The sequence below is a fragment of the Pseudomonas sp. MWU12-2020 genome, assembly GCF_023100605.1.
In the GTDB taxonomy this organism is placed as follows: Bacteria; Pseudomonadota; Gammaproteobacteria; order Pseudomonadales; family Pseudomonadaceae; genus Aquipseudomonas; species Aquipseudomonas fluorescens_H.
In genome coordinates this window covers 530,450-546,091 of the sequence record NZ_JALMEX010000001.1, presented here as the reverse complement: position 1 = coordinate 546,091, position 15,642 = coordinate 530,450, and the positions used below count along the sequence as shown (strand labels likewise).

15 protein-coding genes are annotated in these 15,642 nt (G+C 60.9%); 7 read left to right on the top strand and 8 right to left on the bottom strand.

The window, feature by feature from the left end; translation table 11 throughout:
* Window positions 1-119 precede the first annotated feature (119 nt).
* The 5 genes from moaE to M0814_RS02580 all read right to left on the bottom strand — a co-directional run bounded on the left by moaE (window position 120) and on the right by M0814_RS02580 (window position 3,300).
* The gene (moaE, locus tag M0814_RS02600) at window positions 120-581 is read right to left on the bottom strand and encodes a molybdopterin synthase catalytic subunit MoaE (RefSeq protein ID WP_103486405.1); all 462 of its coding nucleotides are present in this window, start codon (window positions 579-581) and stop codon (window positions 120-122) included.
* A gap of 2 nt (window positions 582-583) precedes the next feature.
* Window positions 584-835: a MoaD/ThiS family protein gene (locus tag M0814_RS02595; RefSeq protein ID WP_003226078.1), complete on the bottom strand. Its 252-nt coding sequence runs from the start codon at window positions 833-835 to the stop codon at window positions 584-586.
* Window positions 832-1,317 carry a cyclic pyranopterin monophosphate synthase MoaC gene (moaC, locus tag M0814_RS02590; RefSeq protein ID WP_103486406.1) on the bottom strand — a complete coding sequence of 162 codons (486 nt, stop codon included), beginning with the start codon at window positions 1,315-1,317 and terminating at the stop codon, window positions 832-834. Before moaC ends, M0814_RS02595 begins: the two co-directional genes overlap by 4 nt.
* Entirely contained in the window at window positions 1,314-2,156 is an 843-nt protein-coding gene (gene fdhD / locus M0814_RS02585) for a formate dehydrogenase accessory sulfurtransferase FdhD (protein ID WP_103486407.1), read from the bottom strand. The genes moaC and fdhD overlap by 4 nt, the downstream gene beginning before the upstream one ends.
* A gap of 244 nt (window positions 2,157-2,400) precedes the next feature.
* A complete protein-coding gene (locus M0814_RS02580) occupies window positions 2,401-3,300 on the bottom strand; it encodes a LysR family transcriptional regulator (RefSeq protein ID WP_103486408.1) in 900 nt (299 codons plus the stop codon).
* Between the two features lie 285 nt (window positions 3,301-3,585).
* Here M0814_RS02580 and moaB point away from each other — a divergent pair, with 285 nt between their 5' ends.
* Window positions 3,586-4,125 carry a molybdenum cofactor biosynthesis protein B gene (gene moaB / locus M0814_RS02575; RefSeq protein ID WP_027611709.1) on the top strand — a complete coding sequence of 180 codons (540 nt, stop codon included), beginning with the start codon at window positions 3,586-3,588 and terminating at the stop codon, window positions 4,123-4,125.
* The gene (gene glp / locus M0814_RS02570) at window positions 4,122-5,327 is read left to right on the top strand and encodes a gephyrin-like molybdotransferase Glp (protein ID WP_103486409.1); all 1,206 of its coding nucleotides are present in this window, start codon (window positions 4,122-4,124) and stop codon (window positions 5,325-5,327) included. Before moaB ends, glp begins: the two co-directional genes overlap by 4 nt.
* Before the next feature lie 256 nt (window positions 5,328-5,583).
* Here glp and M0814_RS02565 read toward each other — a convergent pair whose 3' ends face one another.
* On the bottom strand, window positions 5,584-6,483 hold the full coding sequence (locus M0814_RS02565; RefSeq protein WP_103486410.1) for a bestrophin family protein: 900 nt from the start codon (window positions 6,481-6,483) through the stop codon (window positions 5,584-5,586).
* 36 nt (window positions 6,484-6,519) lie between these two features.
* Complete coding sequence (gene moaA / locus M0814_RS02560; protein ID WP_103486411.1) at window positions 6,520-7,518, bottom strand: GTP 3',8-cyclase MoaA; 999 nt, start codon at window positions 7,516-7,518, stop codon at window positions 6,520-6,522.
* Between the two features lie 354 nt (window positions 7,519-7,872).
* Here moaA and M0814_RS02555 point away from each other — a divergent pair, with 354 nt between their 5' ends.
* From M0814_RS02555 to M0814_RS02535, 5 genes are all read left to right on the top strand, one after another.
* Window positions 7,873-10,197, top strand: coding sequence for an FdhF/YdeP family oxidoreductase (locus M0814_RS02555; RefSeq protein WP_103486412.1), 2,325 nt, complete (start codon window positions 7,873-7,875; stop codon window positions 10,195-10,197).
* Between the two features lie 106 nt (window positions 10,198-10,303).
* Window positions 10,304-11,707, top strand: coding sequence for a cytochrome ubiquinol oxidase subunit I (locus M0814_RS02550; protein ID WP_103486415.1), 1,404 nt, complete (start codon window positions 10,304-10,306; stop codon window positions 11,705-11,707).
* Between the two features lie 3 nt (window positions 11,708-11,710).
* Window positions 11,711-12,727 (top strand): cytochrome d ubiquinol oxidase subunit II, encoded by a 1,017-nt coding sequence (cydB, locus tag M0814_RS02545; RefSeq protein ID WP_103486413.1) that lies wholly within the window; start codon window positions 11,711-11,713, stop codon window positions 12,725-12,727.
* Window positions 12,714-12,869 (top strand): DUF2474 domain-containing protein, encoded by a 156-nt coding sequence (locus M0814_RS02540; protein ID WP_103486414.1) that lies wholly within the window; start codon window positions 12,714-12,716, stop codon window positions 12,867-12,869. Before cydB ends, M0814_RS02540 begins: the two co-directional genes overlap by 14 nt.
* Before the next feature lie 1,203 nt (window positions 12,870-14,072).
* On the top strand, window positions 14,073-14,531 hold the full coding sequence (locus M0814_RS02535; RefSeq protein ID WP_103486720.1) for a transposase: 459 nt from the start codon (window positions 14,073-14,075) through the stop codon (window positions 14,529-14,531).
* 165 nt (window positions 14,532-14,696) lie between these two features.
* Here M0814_RS02535 and M0814_RS02530 read toward each other — a convergent pair whose 3' ends face one another.
* On the bottom strand, window positions 14,697-15,548 hold the full coding sequence (locus M0814_RS02530; RefSeq protein WP_103486545.1) for a CAP domain-containing protein: 852 nt from the start codon (window positions 15,546-15,548) through the stop codon (window positions 14,697-14,699).
* Window positions 15,549-15,642 lie beyond the last annotated feature (94 nt).

Genomic DNA, 15,642 nt, shown 5'->3' with positions numbered 1-15,642 from the left:
GAAAGATCGAGTCGATTATGGATTCAGAACCAATCTTTCAATTCGGTGAATTTCTTCAATATCCCCCAATCAGTCCCCTCTCCCTCGGGGAGAGGGCTAGGGTGAGGGGCTCTTGATCTTCAGGCATGCGCCAGACTCCAGCGCAGCGCCGCATTCTGGTCACTCTCCCGCGCCTCGACCCAATGCGAACCCTGCGCTGTGCTCTCACGCTTCCAGAACGGCGCGCGGGTCTTGAGCACGTCCATGATGAACGCGCAGGCTTCGAACGCCATGTGCCGGTGCTTGCTGCTGACGCCAACGAACACGATCGGCTCGCTGACCGCCAGCGCGCCGACCCGATGCACAATCTCCACTCCCAGCAGCGGCCAGCGCTCGCGCGCCTCGTCGGCGATCTTTTCGAGGGCTTTTTCGGTCATGCCCGGATAGTGCTCGAGGAACAGTTCGTTCACGCTCTGGCCAATGTTCAGATCGCGCACATAGCCAATGAAATTCACCACCGCGCCGACCCGTGGATTGCGCGCATGCAGGTCGGCGGTCAACTGGCCGACGTCGAAACTTTTGTACTGAACTCGAACCGTCATGCTCAGCCCCCGGTGACCGGTGGGAAAAACGCGATCTCGTCGAAGTCCTCAATGGCCGCACTCGGCTGGCACAGTTCCTGATTCAACGCGCACATCAGGTTGCCGGCGCCGAGCACTTCGCGCCATTCCTCGCCGCGGGCCATGAGCAATTGCCGCACGTCTTCGATGCAGGTCAGGTTGTCGCTCAAGGGGATTTTTTCACCGCCCAGATTGAGGCGATCACGGTAGCTGGCGAAGTAGTTGATCAGGATCATTGCGCGTCCTCCCATTGAAAATGCCCGGAGCGTCCGCCCTGTTTGCTCAGCAGGCGGATGTCGCCGATGACCATCGCCCGGTCCACCGCTTTGCACATGTCATAGATCGTCAATGCGGCGACGCTGGCGGCGGTCAGCGCTTCGAGTTCGACGCCGGTCTGGCCGGTGAGGCGGCAGGTGCTGGTGATCTGTACGCGGTCCGGCTCGCAGGCCTTGAGTTCGACATGAATCGAGCTGAGCAGCAGCGCGTGGCACAGCGGGATCAGTTCGTGGGTGCGCTTGGCTGCCTGAATTCCGGCGATGCGTGCCACGGCGAAAACGTCGCCTTTGGGGTGCCCGTTGGCCTGGATCATCTGCAGCGTTTCCGGGCGCATCTGCACCCAGGCTTGCGCCGTCGCTTCGCGGCGAGTCGCGGCTTTGTCGCTGACATCGACCATGTTGGCGCGACCCTGATCGTCGAGGTGGGTGAGGGGGTTGCTCATGGCGAAAGCTCCTGGATCGGGCTGTAGATTCGGGGGGCGTTACGGTGCGGAACGTGGATCAGATTCAGCTGATGCTTGAGCGCCCAGCGCACGGTCAATGCGGTGGGGGCGGACAGGCTGACGAGGGTGCCGAGGCGGGCGCGCACGGCCTTGTGGATCAGTTCGAGGCTGCAACGGCTGGTGACCACCACAAAGCCCTGACGCGCATCGACCTCGGCGCTGTGCATCGCGCCGATCAGCTTGTCGAGGGCGTTGTGCCGACCGATGTCTTCGCGGCACAGCAGCGCCTCACCGCGGGCATCGAAGTACAGCGCCGCGTGCAGGGCGCCGCTGCTGCGGGCCAGTGGCTGAGCCTGTTCGATACGCTGGCGGATGCCATCGAAATGCGCGGCCGGCGGCAATGCGCAGGGTTGCAGGATCTGTAGTTGCGGCAGCGCCTGCTCCAGCGCTTCGACGCCACAGATGCCGCAACCGCTGGTGCCGGTCATCTGCCGACGATGATCTTTCAGCGCCCAGAAGGCACGACTGGAAATCTGCACGTCGGCTTGGCAGGCCTGATCGAAATGCGTCAGATGGATATCGTAGATCTCGTCGACGCTGTCGATGATCGCGTTGCTCAGGGCGAAGCCACGGATGAAGTCTTCGAGGTTGCCGGGCGAGACCATCATCACCGCCTGACTCAGGCCATTGAAGGTGATCGCCAGAGCAATCTCCGCGGCCAGGGCGGCGTGCGAGAGCGGGGCGTCTTGCAGGTATTCGCGAAAGGCCACCGGTGACGGTTGCGGTGCGGGGGCATTGGCATCCCCCGGTTCGGCGGTTGTTGCAACTTGGCACTGCATCTTGAAAAGTCCCGAAGCGCTGAAGTGAGTTCAGGCTACGGGGGAGTCAAAAGTGCGTCCAATCGCTTGTTCTGATCTGGTGATTGGGTGGGTCGATCACCGCTGTCATGTCCGAAATGTGTGTTGGCTGGGCGGGCCTCTTCGCGAGCAAGCCCGCTCCCACATTTGAAATGCATTCAACCTGTGGGAGCGGGCTTGCTCGCGAAGGCGGCCAGGCGTCCAGCAGCAATGTCTGGATAGTCACTCAAACAACCGGCACCTCACCCCCAAACATCTTTCGCGCCTCGGCAAAGCACTTCTCGGCAATCGCCGAACGCGGCTCGGTCTTGCGCATCACCAGCCCCAGCGGCGCCAGCACGCTGGCATCCGGCAGTTGCATGAACGACAGGTGTTCGATCGGCTCTTCCAGCCCGCTGTCCAGCGGCATGATCGAGCAGCAGAATCCTTGGTGGATCGCCTGCAGCAGTTGATAGGTCGAATCACTTTCCATGATCGGCTGCGGATTCAGCCCGCGACTGCGGAAACTCAGGTCGATGGATTTACGGTAATGCATGCCGGTGGTGATCATCCCCAACGGCAGTTCGGCGGCGTCTTCCCAGCTCATTTCCGAGCCTTCGAAATGGAAGTGACGGTTGTCGTAAAGCAGCCCGACGCGGGTTTCACCGATCTCGAAAAAATCGAAATAGTTCGGGTTGACGTGGTCGAGGTAGCACACGCCCAGGTCCAGTTGATTGTTGCCAAGGCCGGCGATGATCTCGTCGGAACTGCCCGAGGACAGACTGAATTTCAGCTCCGGATAGGTCCCGGACAAGCCCTGAATATAATTGACCGGATTGAAGTTGCTCAGCGGCACCAGCCCCAAACGCAAGCTACCAACCAGTTGCCCGCGGCACGCCGCCGCTTCGGCGAACAGACCGTCATGCGCGGCCAGCAGTGTGCGCGCCCAGGCCAGCACCCGCTCGCCGGCCTGAGTGAAACCCTCGAAGCGCTGACCGCGATTGACCAGCACCAGATCCAGCTCGTCTTCCAGATTGCGCAGACGCATCGACAGGGTCGGCTGGGTGATGTGGCAGCGGGCGGCGGCCTGGCCGAAGTGTCGGGTTTCGTCCAGTGCGATCAGGAACTTGAGTTGTTTGATGTCCACGAAGGCACCTGCTCGTTGAGAAATTGAATGGAGTATTGACGCAGATGCGCGCAGCGCACGGAAAACGCGAGGTGCGACGATCTCATTTGCCTGTGTTTGCGTCCAATCGGAAGCATTGAAAAGACTATCGATCAGCTCTATCGCCCATGGTTTCAAAGGCTTTGGCCGAGGTCAACGGAACCGATAGAGCAGGTCGATAATGTGGTTGGCCAGAGTGATTAGACAGTACTCATAAGTGGCACTTAGGCTGCTCGGCAATCTGATTGACTACTGCCGGAGAGTCCCATGAGCGCGAAAGCGGATGCCCTGTTTGTCCCCCTGAACATTGCCGTACTGACCGTCAGCGATACTCGCGATTATGCGAGCGACACGTCCGGCCAATTGCTGGTCAGCCGATTGCTGGAGGCCGGTCATACCTTGAGCGAGCGCAACCTGCTCAAGGATGACCTGTACAAGATCCGCGCCCAGGTCGCCCACTGGATTGCCGACGACAGCATTCAGGTGGTGCTGATCACCGGCGGCACTGGCTTCACCGGGCGCGACAGCACGCCGGAAGCGGTGGCCTGTCTGCTCGACAAGCAGATCGATGGGTTTGGCGAGTTGTTCCGCGCCATTTCGATTCTCGACATCGGCACCTCCACCGTGCAAAGCCGTGCGCTGGCCGGCTTGTCCAACGGCACGCTGGTGTGCTGCTTGCCGGGTTCGACCGGTGCCTGCCGCACCGCGTGGGAAGGCATCCTCGCCGAACAACTGGATAACCGCCATCGCCCGTGCAACTTCGTGCCGCACCTCAAATCAGTAGCCGCCTGTGGGCCGCGCGGATGAGCAAGGCAGCGTTGATGCCGGTCGAGGACGCCCTCGATCAGTTGCTCGGCATGGCCAATGAGCAGCGTCTGGCCGACAGCGAAATACTGCCGCTCGACGAGGCGCGTGGCCGAGTGTTGGCCAGTGACCTGGTGGCGACACTCGACCTGCCGCCGTGGCCGAACAGTGCCATGGACGGTTATGCGTTGAACCTGGCCGATCTGCATCGCCAGCCGTTGAAGGTCTCGCAAAAGGTCTACGCCGGCCAGGCGCCGGACGCGCTATTGCCCGGTACCTGCGCGCGGATCTTTACCGGCGCACCGCTGCCACCCGGCGCCACTTGCGTCGAAATGCAGGAAAACGTCGAAGTGCTCGAAGACGGTCGCGTGCGCTTCCTGCAGGCGCTGAAAGCGGGGCAGAACATTCGCGCGCAAGGTCAGGAAAATCGCGTCGGCGACATCCTGCTGCGCGCCGGCAAACGCCTCGGGCCGTTCGAACTGGCGGTCGCCGCCGGGCAGGGGCTGGCGCAGTTGCACGTGGTGCGTCGCCCGCGTGTGGCGCTGCTGTCGACCGGTGACGAACTGGTCGAGCCGGGCCTGCCGCTGCGTCCCGGCAGCATCTACAACAGCAACCGCGTGTTGCTCGGCCACTGGCTGAAGGAACTGGGCTGCGAGGTGATCGACGCCGGGATTCTGCCGGATCGTCCGGCACAGACGCGGCTCAAACTTGAGCAACTGCAAGTGGCGGCCGACCTGATCCTGACCACGGGTGGCGTATCTGCCGGCGACGCCGATTGCCTTGGTCAGGTGCTGCGCGACAACGGCAAACCGCTGCTGTGGAAACTCGCGATCAAGCCTGGCAAACCGCTGACCGTGGGGCATTTCGGTACGGTCCCGGTGATAGGCCTGCCGGGCAATCCGACCTCGGCGCTGGTGACCTTCGGCCTGCTGGCGCGGCCGTATCTGCTGCGCATTCAGGGCGTGGAAGAGGTCATGCCGTTGAGCTTTACGGTGAATGCCGGATTTGAATGGAGTAAAGCTGGCAGCCGTCGAGAGTATCTGCGGGTGCGGCTGGAAACGGGGCGTGCGGTGTTGTATCCGAACCAGAGTTCCGGCGTTTTGCTCGGTGCGACCTGGGCTGACGGGTTGGTGGAAGTGCCGGAAAACAGTACTCACAACATCGGGGATGAGCTGCGCTTCATTCCCTTCAGTGAACTGTTCTGACCCCGACACAAATCAGAACTGTGGGAGCGAGCCTGCTCGCGAAGGCGGCGTGTCATACAACATCAATGTTGACTGACAGGCACTCTTCGCGAGCAGGCTCGCTCCCACATTTGGATGTGTGATGTTCATCCATTCTGCGGGTGTACCTCAAACCTGTAGGAGTGAGCCTGCTCGCGATGACGGCGGCACAGTCAACATCTTCACTGACTGGTCGACCGCTATCGCGAGCAGGCTCACTCCTACAGAGGGAACGAGCTCAGCTCAGGACATAGTCCACCGGCAGCAGCATCGGTGGCAGGTCTGTCTCCCCCAGCTCGGAGAGGATGTCGCGCTCGATGGTGCGTACCAGCGAGTCGGTCGCCAGGTCGTTTTCATCGCGGCCGAACGGGTCTTCCAGTTCATCGGCAATCGCATCCAGACCAAAGAACGTGTAGCTCACGATCGCCGTGAACAATGGGGTCAGCCAGCCCAGCGGTTCGGCCATGGCGAAGGGCAGCAGGATACAGAACAGGTAGATCGTGCGGTGCAGCAACAAGGTGTAGGGGAAGGGCAGCGGGGTGTTCTTGATCCGCTCGCACACCGCTTGCGCCTGGGTCAGGCTGGTCAGGTGATTGGCCAGCAGCATGTAGCGCCACTCGCTCAGTTCACCGCTTTGATGCAGGTCGGAACACTGCTGGCCGACCTGCTGCAGAATCCGCCCGCTGTAGTCCGGCACCTGCGGATCGTGTTGCGGGGTGATCCACGCACGGCTGGCCGCCGCTTCGCTTTCCCGGCGCAATCGTGCATTCAGCGAGTGGGCAAAACCGCAGAGGTTGAGCAGCAACGGCTTGCGTTGTACCGACTCACGGATGACATGGGTTTCGCGAATCACCGAACGAATGTGCACCAGCACATCGCCCCAGGCCTTGCGCGCTTCATACCAGCGGTCATAGCAGGCGTTGTTGCGAAAATTCATGAAGATCGACAGCGACAGCCCGAGCAAGGTGAACGGCGTGGCGTTGACCTTGGTGAAGTTGCTCGGGTGGAGGATTTCAATCAGGACGATGGCCGAGGCCAGCAGGGTGACCATCAAGGTGCGCAGGGCGATACGTTTGGCAATCGAACCCTTGAGGGTGAAGAGGATGGCGAATTGGTTGACCTTGGGTCTGATGATCATGCTGGGCGATCCCGATTACGCAGGGTGAGGGCGGTTTCAACCGCCGGTCATGTTCATGAAGCGCACGACCTGCACGTCGTCGTTCACTTCGAAATTGTGTCGGTACGGCTTGAGTTTCATTGCCTCGATAATGGCTTTCTCCAGCCGCTGCGGTTGCCCCGGATGAGCGCGCAGCACGGCTTTCAGATCCACCGCATGCTCGTTACCCAGACACAGTAGCAGGCGCCCTTCGACGGTCAGCCGCACCCGGTTGCAGGTGCCGCAAAAATTGTGGCTGTGCGGCGAGATGAAACCCAGACGAATGTCCGGCGCTTCGGCCAGCCGCCAGTAGCGCGACGGGCCCTGGGTCGACTCGGCGGAGTCGATCAGGGTGTAGCGCTCGGCGATCTTCGCGCGCACCTGGGCGCTGGAGAAAAACGACTCCGCGCGGCTGTGTTCGCTGATGACCCCCAGCGGCATTTCCTCGATGAAGGAGACGTCGAGCTGGCGGTCGATGGCGAAGCTCACCAGATCGTTGATCTCCTGATCGTTGCGCCCCTGCATCACCACCACGTTGAGTTTAGTGCGGGTGAATCCGGCCTTGCGCGCCGCATCGATGCCGCTGATCACCTGCGCCAGATCACCGGTGCGGGTCATCTGTCTGAAGCGCTCGGGATCGAGGCTGTCGAGGCTGATGTTCAGGCGCTTGACCCCGGCGTCGAACAGCGGCGCGGCGAGTTTGCCCAGCTGCGAGCCATTGGTGGTCAGGCACAGCTCGCGCAGGCCGGGCAGGGCGGCGATCTGCTCGCACAGTTTGACCACACCCGGACGGATCAGCGGCTCGCCGCCGGTCAGGCGAATCTTGCGCGTGCCCAACGCCACGAAGCTCTGCGCCAGTTGATAGATCTCCTCCAGCGTCAGCACTTGCTGGCGTGGTAGAAACTGCATGTCCTCGGCCATGCAATACACGCAGCGGAAGTCGCAGCGGTCGGTGACCGACATGCGCAGATAGTCGACGCGGCGGTTGTAACCATCGATCAAGACACGCTCTGACATGACAGCCTCGCAGGAGTGAGAAGTCCGCATTAACGGACCAGGTTGACGCAGGTTATGGGCAACTTCACAGGACGTCCAATCACTGTTTATGAACGCTTGATTGAGCGCGTCGATGATCAATTGTTTTTTCTTGAAAGTTGCCGCTTTAGTTTCGCAAGGCCCGGTAAATAAAGGGTTTTTAAGCGTGATAGAGGGTTTCGATAATGTGGTCATAAATAGCGATTAGACAATATTTTGTATCGGTTCATATCCTTGCCCCGGCAAATGAAACGACCGCTTTTTACTGTTGAAAGACGGTCGGATATTTAACCGAGATCAGGTTCACGCCTGTGTGCATCGTCATGGAGATGTCCCATGTCACAAGTCGACCGTTACAAACCTTACAAGGGTGCCGCTGCCGGTTGGGGCGCTGTGATCAGCCTGACCAAGAGCTGGCTGGGCAGTGAAAACGCCCTGAAAAACATCCGCGCCATGCTCAAAACCAACCAGAACGGCGGCTTCGACTGCCCGGGCTGCGCCTGGGGTGAAGCGCCCGGTGCGAGCATGCTCAAGTTCTGCGAGAACGGCGCCAAAGCGGTGAACTGGGAGGCGACCGGGCGTTTGGTCGACCCGGCGTTCTTCAACAAGTACACGGTGTCGAGCCTGGCCGAACAGAGCGACTACTGGCTGGAATATCAGGGGCGTCTGACCCACCCGATGCGCTACGACGCGCGGGTCGACCGCTACGTGGAAATCAGTTGGGAAGACGCGTTCGCGCTGATCGCCGAACACCTCAAGGGCCTGAAATCGCCGCACGAGGCCGAGTTCTACACCTCGGGCCGGGCCAGCAACGAAGCGGCGTTTCTCTATCAGTTGTTCGTCCGTGCCTACGGCACCAACAACTTCCCGGACTGCTCGAACATGTGCCACGAAGCCAGTGCGGTGAGCATGGGCGAGACGCTGGGCGTCGGTAAGGGCACCGTGGTCTACGAGGATTTGCATCACGCCGACGCGATTTTCGTCATCGGCCAGAACCCCGGCACCAACCACCCGCGCATGCTCGAACCGCTGCGCGAAGCGGTGAAACGTGGCGCGCAAGTGGTCTGCATCAACCCGCTGAAAGAGCGTGGGCTGGAACGTTTCCAGAACCCGCAGAACCCGCTCGAGATGCTCAGCAACGGCTGGGAAGCGACCAACACCGCGTACTTCCGCCCGGCGCTGGGTGGCGACATGGCGATGATCCGCGGCATGGTCAAATTCCTCCTGCAGTGGGAGCGTGAAGCCCAGGCCTCGGGCGGCGAGCCGGTGTTCGATCACGCCTTTATTGCCGAACACACTTCGGGTCTGGACAGCTACCTGGCAGAAGTCGACGCCACGACTTGGGAGCACATCCTCGAGCAGTCCGGCGTGCCGTTGCACGACATCGAACTGGCCGCGCGCATGTATGGCCGCGCAAAGAGCGTGATCATGTGCTGGGCCATGGGCCTGACCCAACATGTGCACTCGGTGCCGACCCTGCAGGAGGTCATCAACCTGCAACTGTTGCGCGGCAACGTTGGCCGTCCGGGCGCCGGTCTGTCGCCGGTGCGCGGTCACAGTAACGTGCAGGGCGACCGCACCATGGGCATCAATGAACTGGCGCCGAAGGAACTGATGGATGCGCTGGAAAAACGCTTCAACTTCAAAGTGCCGCGCATGCACGGGCACAACACCGTGATGGCGATCGGTGCCATGGAACGTGGCGAAGCCAAGGTGTTTATCGGTCTGGGCGGCAACTTCGCCCAAGCCACGCCGGACACCCCGCGCACCCACGAAGCGATGCGCAAACTCGACCTGACCGTGCACATCTCGACCAAGCTCAACCGCAGCCATCTGGTCACCGGTCGCGACGCGTTGATCCTGCCGTGCCTCGGCCGTACCGACATCGACATCCAGGCCGAAGGCCCGCAAGGCGTGACGGTGGAGGACACCTTCAGCATGGTGCATTTGTCGTTCGGTCAGTTGAAACCGAAGTCGGCGCATTTGAAATCCGAGCCGGCGATCATTGCCGGAATCGCCGCCGCGACATTGGGCAAACACCCGATCGACTGGGAGTGGGCGGTGGGCGACTACGGGCGCATCCGCAACCTGATCGCCGACGTGATTCCGGGCTTCGAGAACTTCAACGAGAAACTGTTGATCCCGGGTGGTTTCCACCTCGGCAACGATGCCTCGGACCGCGTCTGGAACACCGAGTCCGGCAAAGCCCAGTTCACCCCGTGCGTGCTGCCGGAACACCTGATCAGCAAAGGCGTGCGCAACCTGGCGGTCAAACCGGATCTGATCCTGCAGACCATGCGTTCCCACGATCAGTACAACACCACGCTGTACGGCCTCGACGATCGTTATCGCGGGGTTTACGGCATGCGCGACGTGATCTTCGCCAACGAACAGGACATCCAGCGACTCGGTTTCGAACCGGGGCAGAAGGTCGATCTGGTGGCGCTGTGGGATGACGAGCGCGAGCGTCGGGTCAGCGGGTTCACCCTGATCGCCTACGACATTCCGCCCGGTCAGGCCGCGGCGTACTACCCGGAAACCAATCCGCTGGTGCCGCTGGAAAGCTACGGCGACCGGACCTACACGCCGACCTCGAAATTCGTCGCGATTCGCCTCGAAGCGGCCAAGGTCAGCAACCTGATCCCGTCATCGGTGGCGTAACCCGCTACCGATAAAAACACTGGCAATTTGACTGGCTGCAGGCGTTCGCGCCTGGCGGTGGCCCGGGTTCGTGCTGCCGCTTTTCAGCCTGGATGAGGACATCATCATGCTCAACATGGAGGCACTGGACCTGGCGCGAATTCAATTCGCGTTCACGGTTTCGTTCCACATTATCTTCCCGGCGATCACCATCGGCCTGGCGAGTTTCCTTGCGGTACTCGAAGGCCTGTGGCTGAAAACCCGTAACGACAACTACCGTGATCTCTACCATTTCTGGTCGAAGATCTTTGCCGTCAACTTCGGCATGGGCGTGGTCTCGGGGCTGGTCATGGCGTACCAGTTCGGCACCAACTGGAGCGGGTTTTCGGACTTTGCCGGGAGCATCACCGGGCCGTTGCTGACCTATGAGGTGCTGACCGCATTTTTCCTTGAGGCCGGTTTCCTCGGGGTCATGCTGTTCGGCTGGAACCGCGTCGGCCGTGGCTTGCACTTCTTTGCCACGGTGATGGTCGCCATCGGCACGCTGATTTCAACGTTCTGGATTCTCGCTTCCAACAGCTGGATGCAGACCCCGCAGGGTTTCGAAATCGTCGACGGGCGGGTGATGCCGCTGGACTGGCTGGCGATCGTGTTCAACCCGTCGTTCCCGTTCCGTCTGGCGCACATGGCGATTGCCGCGTTTGTCGCGACGTCGTTCTTCGTCGGTGCGTCGGCGGCCTGGCATTTGCTGCGCGGCAACAACACCGCGCCGGTGCGCAAGATGTTTTCCATGGCGTTGTGGATGGCACTGATCGTGGTGCCAATTCAGGCCGTGGTCGGTGACGCCCATGGCTTGAACACCCTGGAACATCAACCGGCGAAAATCGCCGCCATCGAAGGCCACTGGGAAAACGCCGACAGCGGCCCGACGCCGCTGGTGCTGTTCGGCATCCCCGACATGCAGGCGGAGAAGACCAAATATGCGCTGGAAATCCCGTACCTAGGCAGCCTGATCCTGACCCACAGCCTCGACAAACAGATCCCGGCGCTCAAGAGCTTCCCGAAAGAGGACCGGCCGAACTCGACCGTCATCTTCTGGAGCTTCCGTGTCATGGCCGGGCTGGGCATGTTGATGATCCTCGTCGGTCTGCTGGGGCTGGCGCTGCGCCGTGGCGGCAAGCTCTATCAGCATCGTGGTTTTCAGCGTCTGGTGTTGCTGATGGGACCTAGCGGGTTGATCGCGTTGCTGGCTGGCTGGATCACCACCGAAGTCGGGCGTCAGCCGTGGGTGGTTTACGGCTTGATGCGCACCCATGATGCCGCGTCGCACCACTCGGTGGCGCAGATGAGCACCTCGCTGCTGCTGTTCGTGGTGATCTACTGCTCGGTGTTCAGCGTGGGCATCGGCTACATGATGAAACTGGTGCGCAAAGGCCCGCAGCCACATCACGAACATCCACCGGAGGGCGATCATTTGCAGACTCCGCGCCGACCCATTTCGGCGGCTACCGCCCCGATGAAGGAGCATTGAGTCATGGGTATTCAAGGTATCGATCTCTCGTTGATCTGGGGTGTGATCATCGCCTTCGGGGTGATGATGTACGTGATCATGGACGGCTTCGATCTGGGCTTGGGGATCCTGTTTCCGCTGATCCCGGATGAGCAGGAGCGCGACGTGATGATGAACACCGTCGCCCCGGTGTGGGACGGCAACGAAACCTGGCTGGTGCTCGGTGGTGCGGCGTTGTACGGCGCGTTTCCACTGGCCTACGGAGTGATTCTGGAGGCGTTGTACCTGCCGCTGATCCTGATGCTCTGCGGGCTGATTTTCCGTGGTGTGGCGTTCGAGTTTCGCTTCAAGTCGTCGCCGCAAAAGCGTCACTGGTGGGACAAGGCGTTCATCGGTGGTTCGCTATTGGCGACGTTCTCCCAGGGGGTGGTGATCGGCGCGTACGTGTCGGGCATTCCCGTGGTGGATCGGCAGTTTGCCGGTGGCGGCCTGGACTGGCTGACGCCGTTCCCGCTGGTGTGCGGTGTCGGTCTGGTGGTGGCTTATGCGCTGCTGGGCAGTACCTGGTTGCTGGTCAAGACCGAAGGCATGCTCGAGTCGCGGATGCGTCTGTTCACTCGGCCATTGGCGTGGTTGCTGCTGGCGATGGTGGTGGTGATTGGCGTCTGGACCCTGCAGTTGCACCCGGAACTGGCCACGCGCTGGTCCAGTCATGGGCACTTGATGGTGTTCGCCGGGTTGGTGGGGTTGGCACTGCTGGCATTGTTCGGACTGCTGCGCACCTTGCGTCAGCGTCACACCCACTGGCCGTTCGTATTCACTCTGGTGCTGATGCTGCTCGGCTACATCGGCCTGGCGCTGAGCATCTGGCCGAACATCATCCCGCCGTCGGTGAGCCTGTGGGCCGCGGCGTCACCGCCATCGAGCCAGTTGTTCGCCCTGATCGGCGCACTGTTCATCCTGCCGGTGATCCTGATGTACACCTTCTGGAGCTACTACGTATTCCGCGGCAAAGTGAGGATTGGCGATGGCTACCATTGATTCGCGTGAGGTCAGATCCAGCCGCTGGTACAAGCGCCTGGGCTGGTTGTTGCTGATTTGGCTGGGCAGTGTAGCGTCACTCGCCGTGGTGGCGAGTCTGCTGAAACTGGCAATGTATGCAGCGGGAATGAGAACCCACTGACCCTGAAAAACCGGAGCCATGGCTCCGGTTTTTTGTGCCCGCAATTCTGAACATCACTGATGCCCCCAGTGGGAGCGGGCTTGCTCGCGAAGGCGTCAGGTCAGTCGACATTGATGCTGAATGTGCCGGCCTCTTCGTGAGCAAGCCCACTCCCACCCTTGATCGCGGCCAGCCGCAAATCCTTCATTCACCGACGATTCCCTGTGGGAGCGGGCTTGCTCGCGAAGGCGTCAGGTCAGTCGATATTGATGCTGAATGTGCCGGCCCCTTTGTGAGCACACCCACTCCCACCCTTGATCGCGGCCAGCCGCAAATCCTTCATTCACCGATGATCCCCTGTGGGAGCGGGCTTGCTCGCGAAAGCGTCAGGTCAGTCGACATTGATGCTGAATTTGCCGTCCCCTTCGTGAGCAAGCCCACTCCCACACTTGATAGCGGCCAGCCGCAAATCCTTCATTCACCGACGATCCCCAGTGGGAGCGGGCTTGCTCGCGAAGGCGTCAGGTCAGTCGATATTGATGCTGAATGTGCTGACCCCTTCGTGAGCAAGCCCACTCCCACCCTTGATCGCGTCCAGCCGCAAACCTTTCATTCACCGACGATCCCCCGTGGGAGCGGGCTTGCTCGCGAAGGCGCCGGGTCAGCCAACATTGATGCTGAATGCGCCGGCCCCTTCGTGAGCAAGCCCACTCCCACAATTGATAGCGGCCAGCCGCAAATCCTTCATTCACCGACGATGCCCTGTGGGAGCGGGCTTGCTCGCGAAGGCGTCAGGTCAGCCGACATTGATGCTGAATGCGCCGGCCCCTTCGTGAGCAAGCCCACTCCCACCCTTGATCGCGGCCAGCCGCAAATCCTTCATTCACCGACGATCCCCAGTGGGAGCGGGCTTGCTCGCGAAGGCGTCAGGTCAGTCGACATTGATGCTGAATGTGCCGACCCCTTCGTGAGCAAGCCCACTCCCACCCTTGATCGCGGCCAGCCGCAAATCCTTCATCACCGACGATCTCCCGTGGGAGCGGGCTTGCTCGCGAAGGCGTCAGGTCAGTCGACATTGATGCTGAATGTGCCGGCCTCTTCGTGAGCAAGCCCACTCCCACAGTTGATGCGGTGCGCAGACACATCCTGCCAACAAACATGTTCGGCGCACTGTGATGGCTGATCTAGCCTTTTTCTGAATTCAACCATGGACAAGGCAAAGGAATGCCCGAACGTTACTCATCACATCGCCTGCGAACCGGCCGTCATTGCGAAGAAAATCAGATCTACCTACTAACCGCCAATACCTTGGGGCGTGAGCCGGTGTTCACGGATTACAGCCTCGGCCGGTTGGTTGTGCATCAGTTCAGGCAGGCGCAGGAGGAGGGGTTTGCCGAGACATTGGCATGGGTGGTCATGCCGGATCATTTTCATTGGCTGATCCAGTTGCAAAAGGGAACACTTGGACAATTGATGTGCCAGGTCAAATCCCTGAGTACTCGTTCAGTGAACACAGCAGCCGGTAGAACCGGGAGCCTTTGGCAACACGGTTTTCATGATCATGCATTACGTCGAGAGGAGGACCTGGTGAAACTGGCCCGCTATGTAGTGGCTAATCCACTGCGGGCCGGACTGGTAAAAAAACTCGGTGACTATCCGTTATGGGATGCGATCTGGGTTTGAACTTAGGATGTGCATACACCGCATTACTTCAGAATAAATGCGATCCCTGTGGGAGCGGGCTTGCTCGCGAAGGCGTCAGGTCAGTCGACATTGATGCTGAATGTGCCGGCCTCTTCGTGAGCAAGCCCACTCCCACATTGGATCTTCGGTGTTTTCTGAAGGGGGCTATTGCGCACCAAACATCGCCGTCCAGTAAATCCCGGCGCTGCTCTTTGGATCGGTCGCGTAGGCGGCGCCGAGTTCTTTGTATTGCGGGTTCATCAGGTTGGCGCAGTGGCCGGGGCTGGCGAGCCAGCCGTCGACGACCTTGCGCACGGTGTCTTGGCCGGCAGCGATGTTTTCGCCGACCAGTTGCCCGCTGTAGCCGGCCAGTTCGGCGCGGTCGCCCGGGGTGCGGCCGTCGCGGTCCTTGTGGTCGAAGTAGTTGTTGTTGGCCATGTCGCGGCTGTGATCCTGGGAGATTGTGCCCAGGCTCGCGTTCCAGGCCAATGGCCCGGCGGCAGCAAAGGCTTGCCCGCCGCATTGGCGTGGCTGGGCGCGGGCCACGTTGACCTGCTCGAGTAACTTCTGGCCTTCAGCCTGCGCATCACCGAGCTTCGCCGAGAGCAACGGTCGCGCCAGCACGATTCGCCAGTCGCGATCGGCGCGGCTGACCCCGACATCGACGAACTGCGGGTCCAGCACCACCTGACAGAAACTTTCCTCAATCGCCTTCATCGCCGATGCCGCATCCCGTGGGCCGTTGAGCGTAATCGCCTGCACATTGACCATCGGGTAACTGGCGCTGGCCATGGCCTGTTGCAGATCGACCGCACCGCTGGCCGGCAGTCTCAGCCGTGGGTCGGCCGACAGCGGTGGCAACTCGTTGGACGCCTGGCTGCCGCAGCGCTGCGGCTGACTGCGATAGTTGTTGATCGACTCGATCAGTTGCGACTCGTCGGCAGCCATGGCCGAGGCGGCCACGACCAGGCCCACGGACAGCGTGGCAAAACGCAAGACGGATGGCATGAAGCGCATGGAAATCTCCCTTGAGCTGAGTGCGCTCATGATGCGCGAAATGGCCCGGGGGAATGCAATGTCTTTTTCTTTACCGAGCGGATTTTTCTGCGGA

Excerpts from the sequence above, each read along its gene's own strand:
- moaE (WP_103486405.1), bottom strand. The coding sequence starts at position 581 with ATGACGGTTCGAGTTCAGTACAAAAGTTTCGACGTCGGCCAGTTGACC.
- M0814_RS02595 (WP_003226078.1), bottom strand. The coding sequence starts at position 835 with ATGATCCTGATCAACTACTTCGCCAGCTACCGTGATCGCCTCAATCTG.
- moaC (WP_103486406.1), bottom strand. The coding sequence starts at position 1,317 with ATGAGCAACCCCCTCACCCACCTCGACGATCAGGGTCGCGCCAACATG.
- fdhD (WP_103486407.1), bottom strand. The coding sequence starts at position 2,156 with ATGCAGTGCCAAGTTGCAACAACCGCCGAACCGGGGGATGCCAATGCC.
- moaB (WP_027611709.1), top strand. The coding sequence starts at position 3,586 with ATGAGCGCGAAAGCGGATGCCCTGTTTGTCCCCCTGAACATTGCCGTA.
- glp (WP_103486409.1), top strand. The coding sequence starts at position 4,122 with ATGAGCAAGGCAGCGTTGATGCCGGTCGAGGACGCCCTCGATCAGTTG.
- M0814_RS02565 (WP_103486410.1), bottom strand. The coding sequence starts at position 6,483 with ATGATCATCAGACCCAAGGTCAACCAATTCGCCATCCTCTTCACCCTC.
- moaA (WP_103486411.1), bottom strand. The coding sequence starts at position 7,518 with ATGTCAGAGCGTGTCTTGATCGATGGTTACAACCGCCGCGTCGACTAT.
- M0814_RS02555 (WP_103486412.1), top strand. The coding sequence starts at position 7,873 with ATGTCACAAGTCGACCGTTACAAACCTTACAAGGGTGCCGCTGCCGGT.
- M0814_RS02550 (WP_103486415.1), top strand. The coding sequence starts at position 10,304 with ATGCTCAACATGGAGGCACTGGACCTGGCGCGAATTCAATTCGCGTTC.
- cydB (WP_103486413.1), top strand. The coding sequence starts at position 11,711 with ATGGGTATTCAAGGTATCGATCTCTCGTTGATCTGGGGTGTGATCATC.
- M0814_RS02540 (WP_103486414.1), top strand. The coding sequence starts at position 12,714 with ATGGCTACCATTGATTCGCGTGAGGTCAGATCCAGCCGCTGGTACAAG.
- M0814_RS02535 (WP_103486720.1), top strand. The coding sequence starts at position 14,073 with ATGCCCGAACGTTACTCATCACATCGCCTGCGAACCGGCCGTCATTGC.
- M0814_RS02530 (WP_103486545.1), bottom strand. The coding sequence starts at position 15,548 with ATGCGCTTCATGCCATCCGTCTTGCGTTTTGCCACGCTGTCCGTGGGC.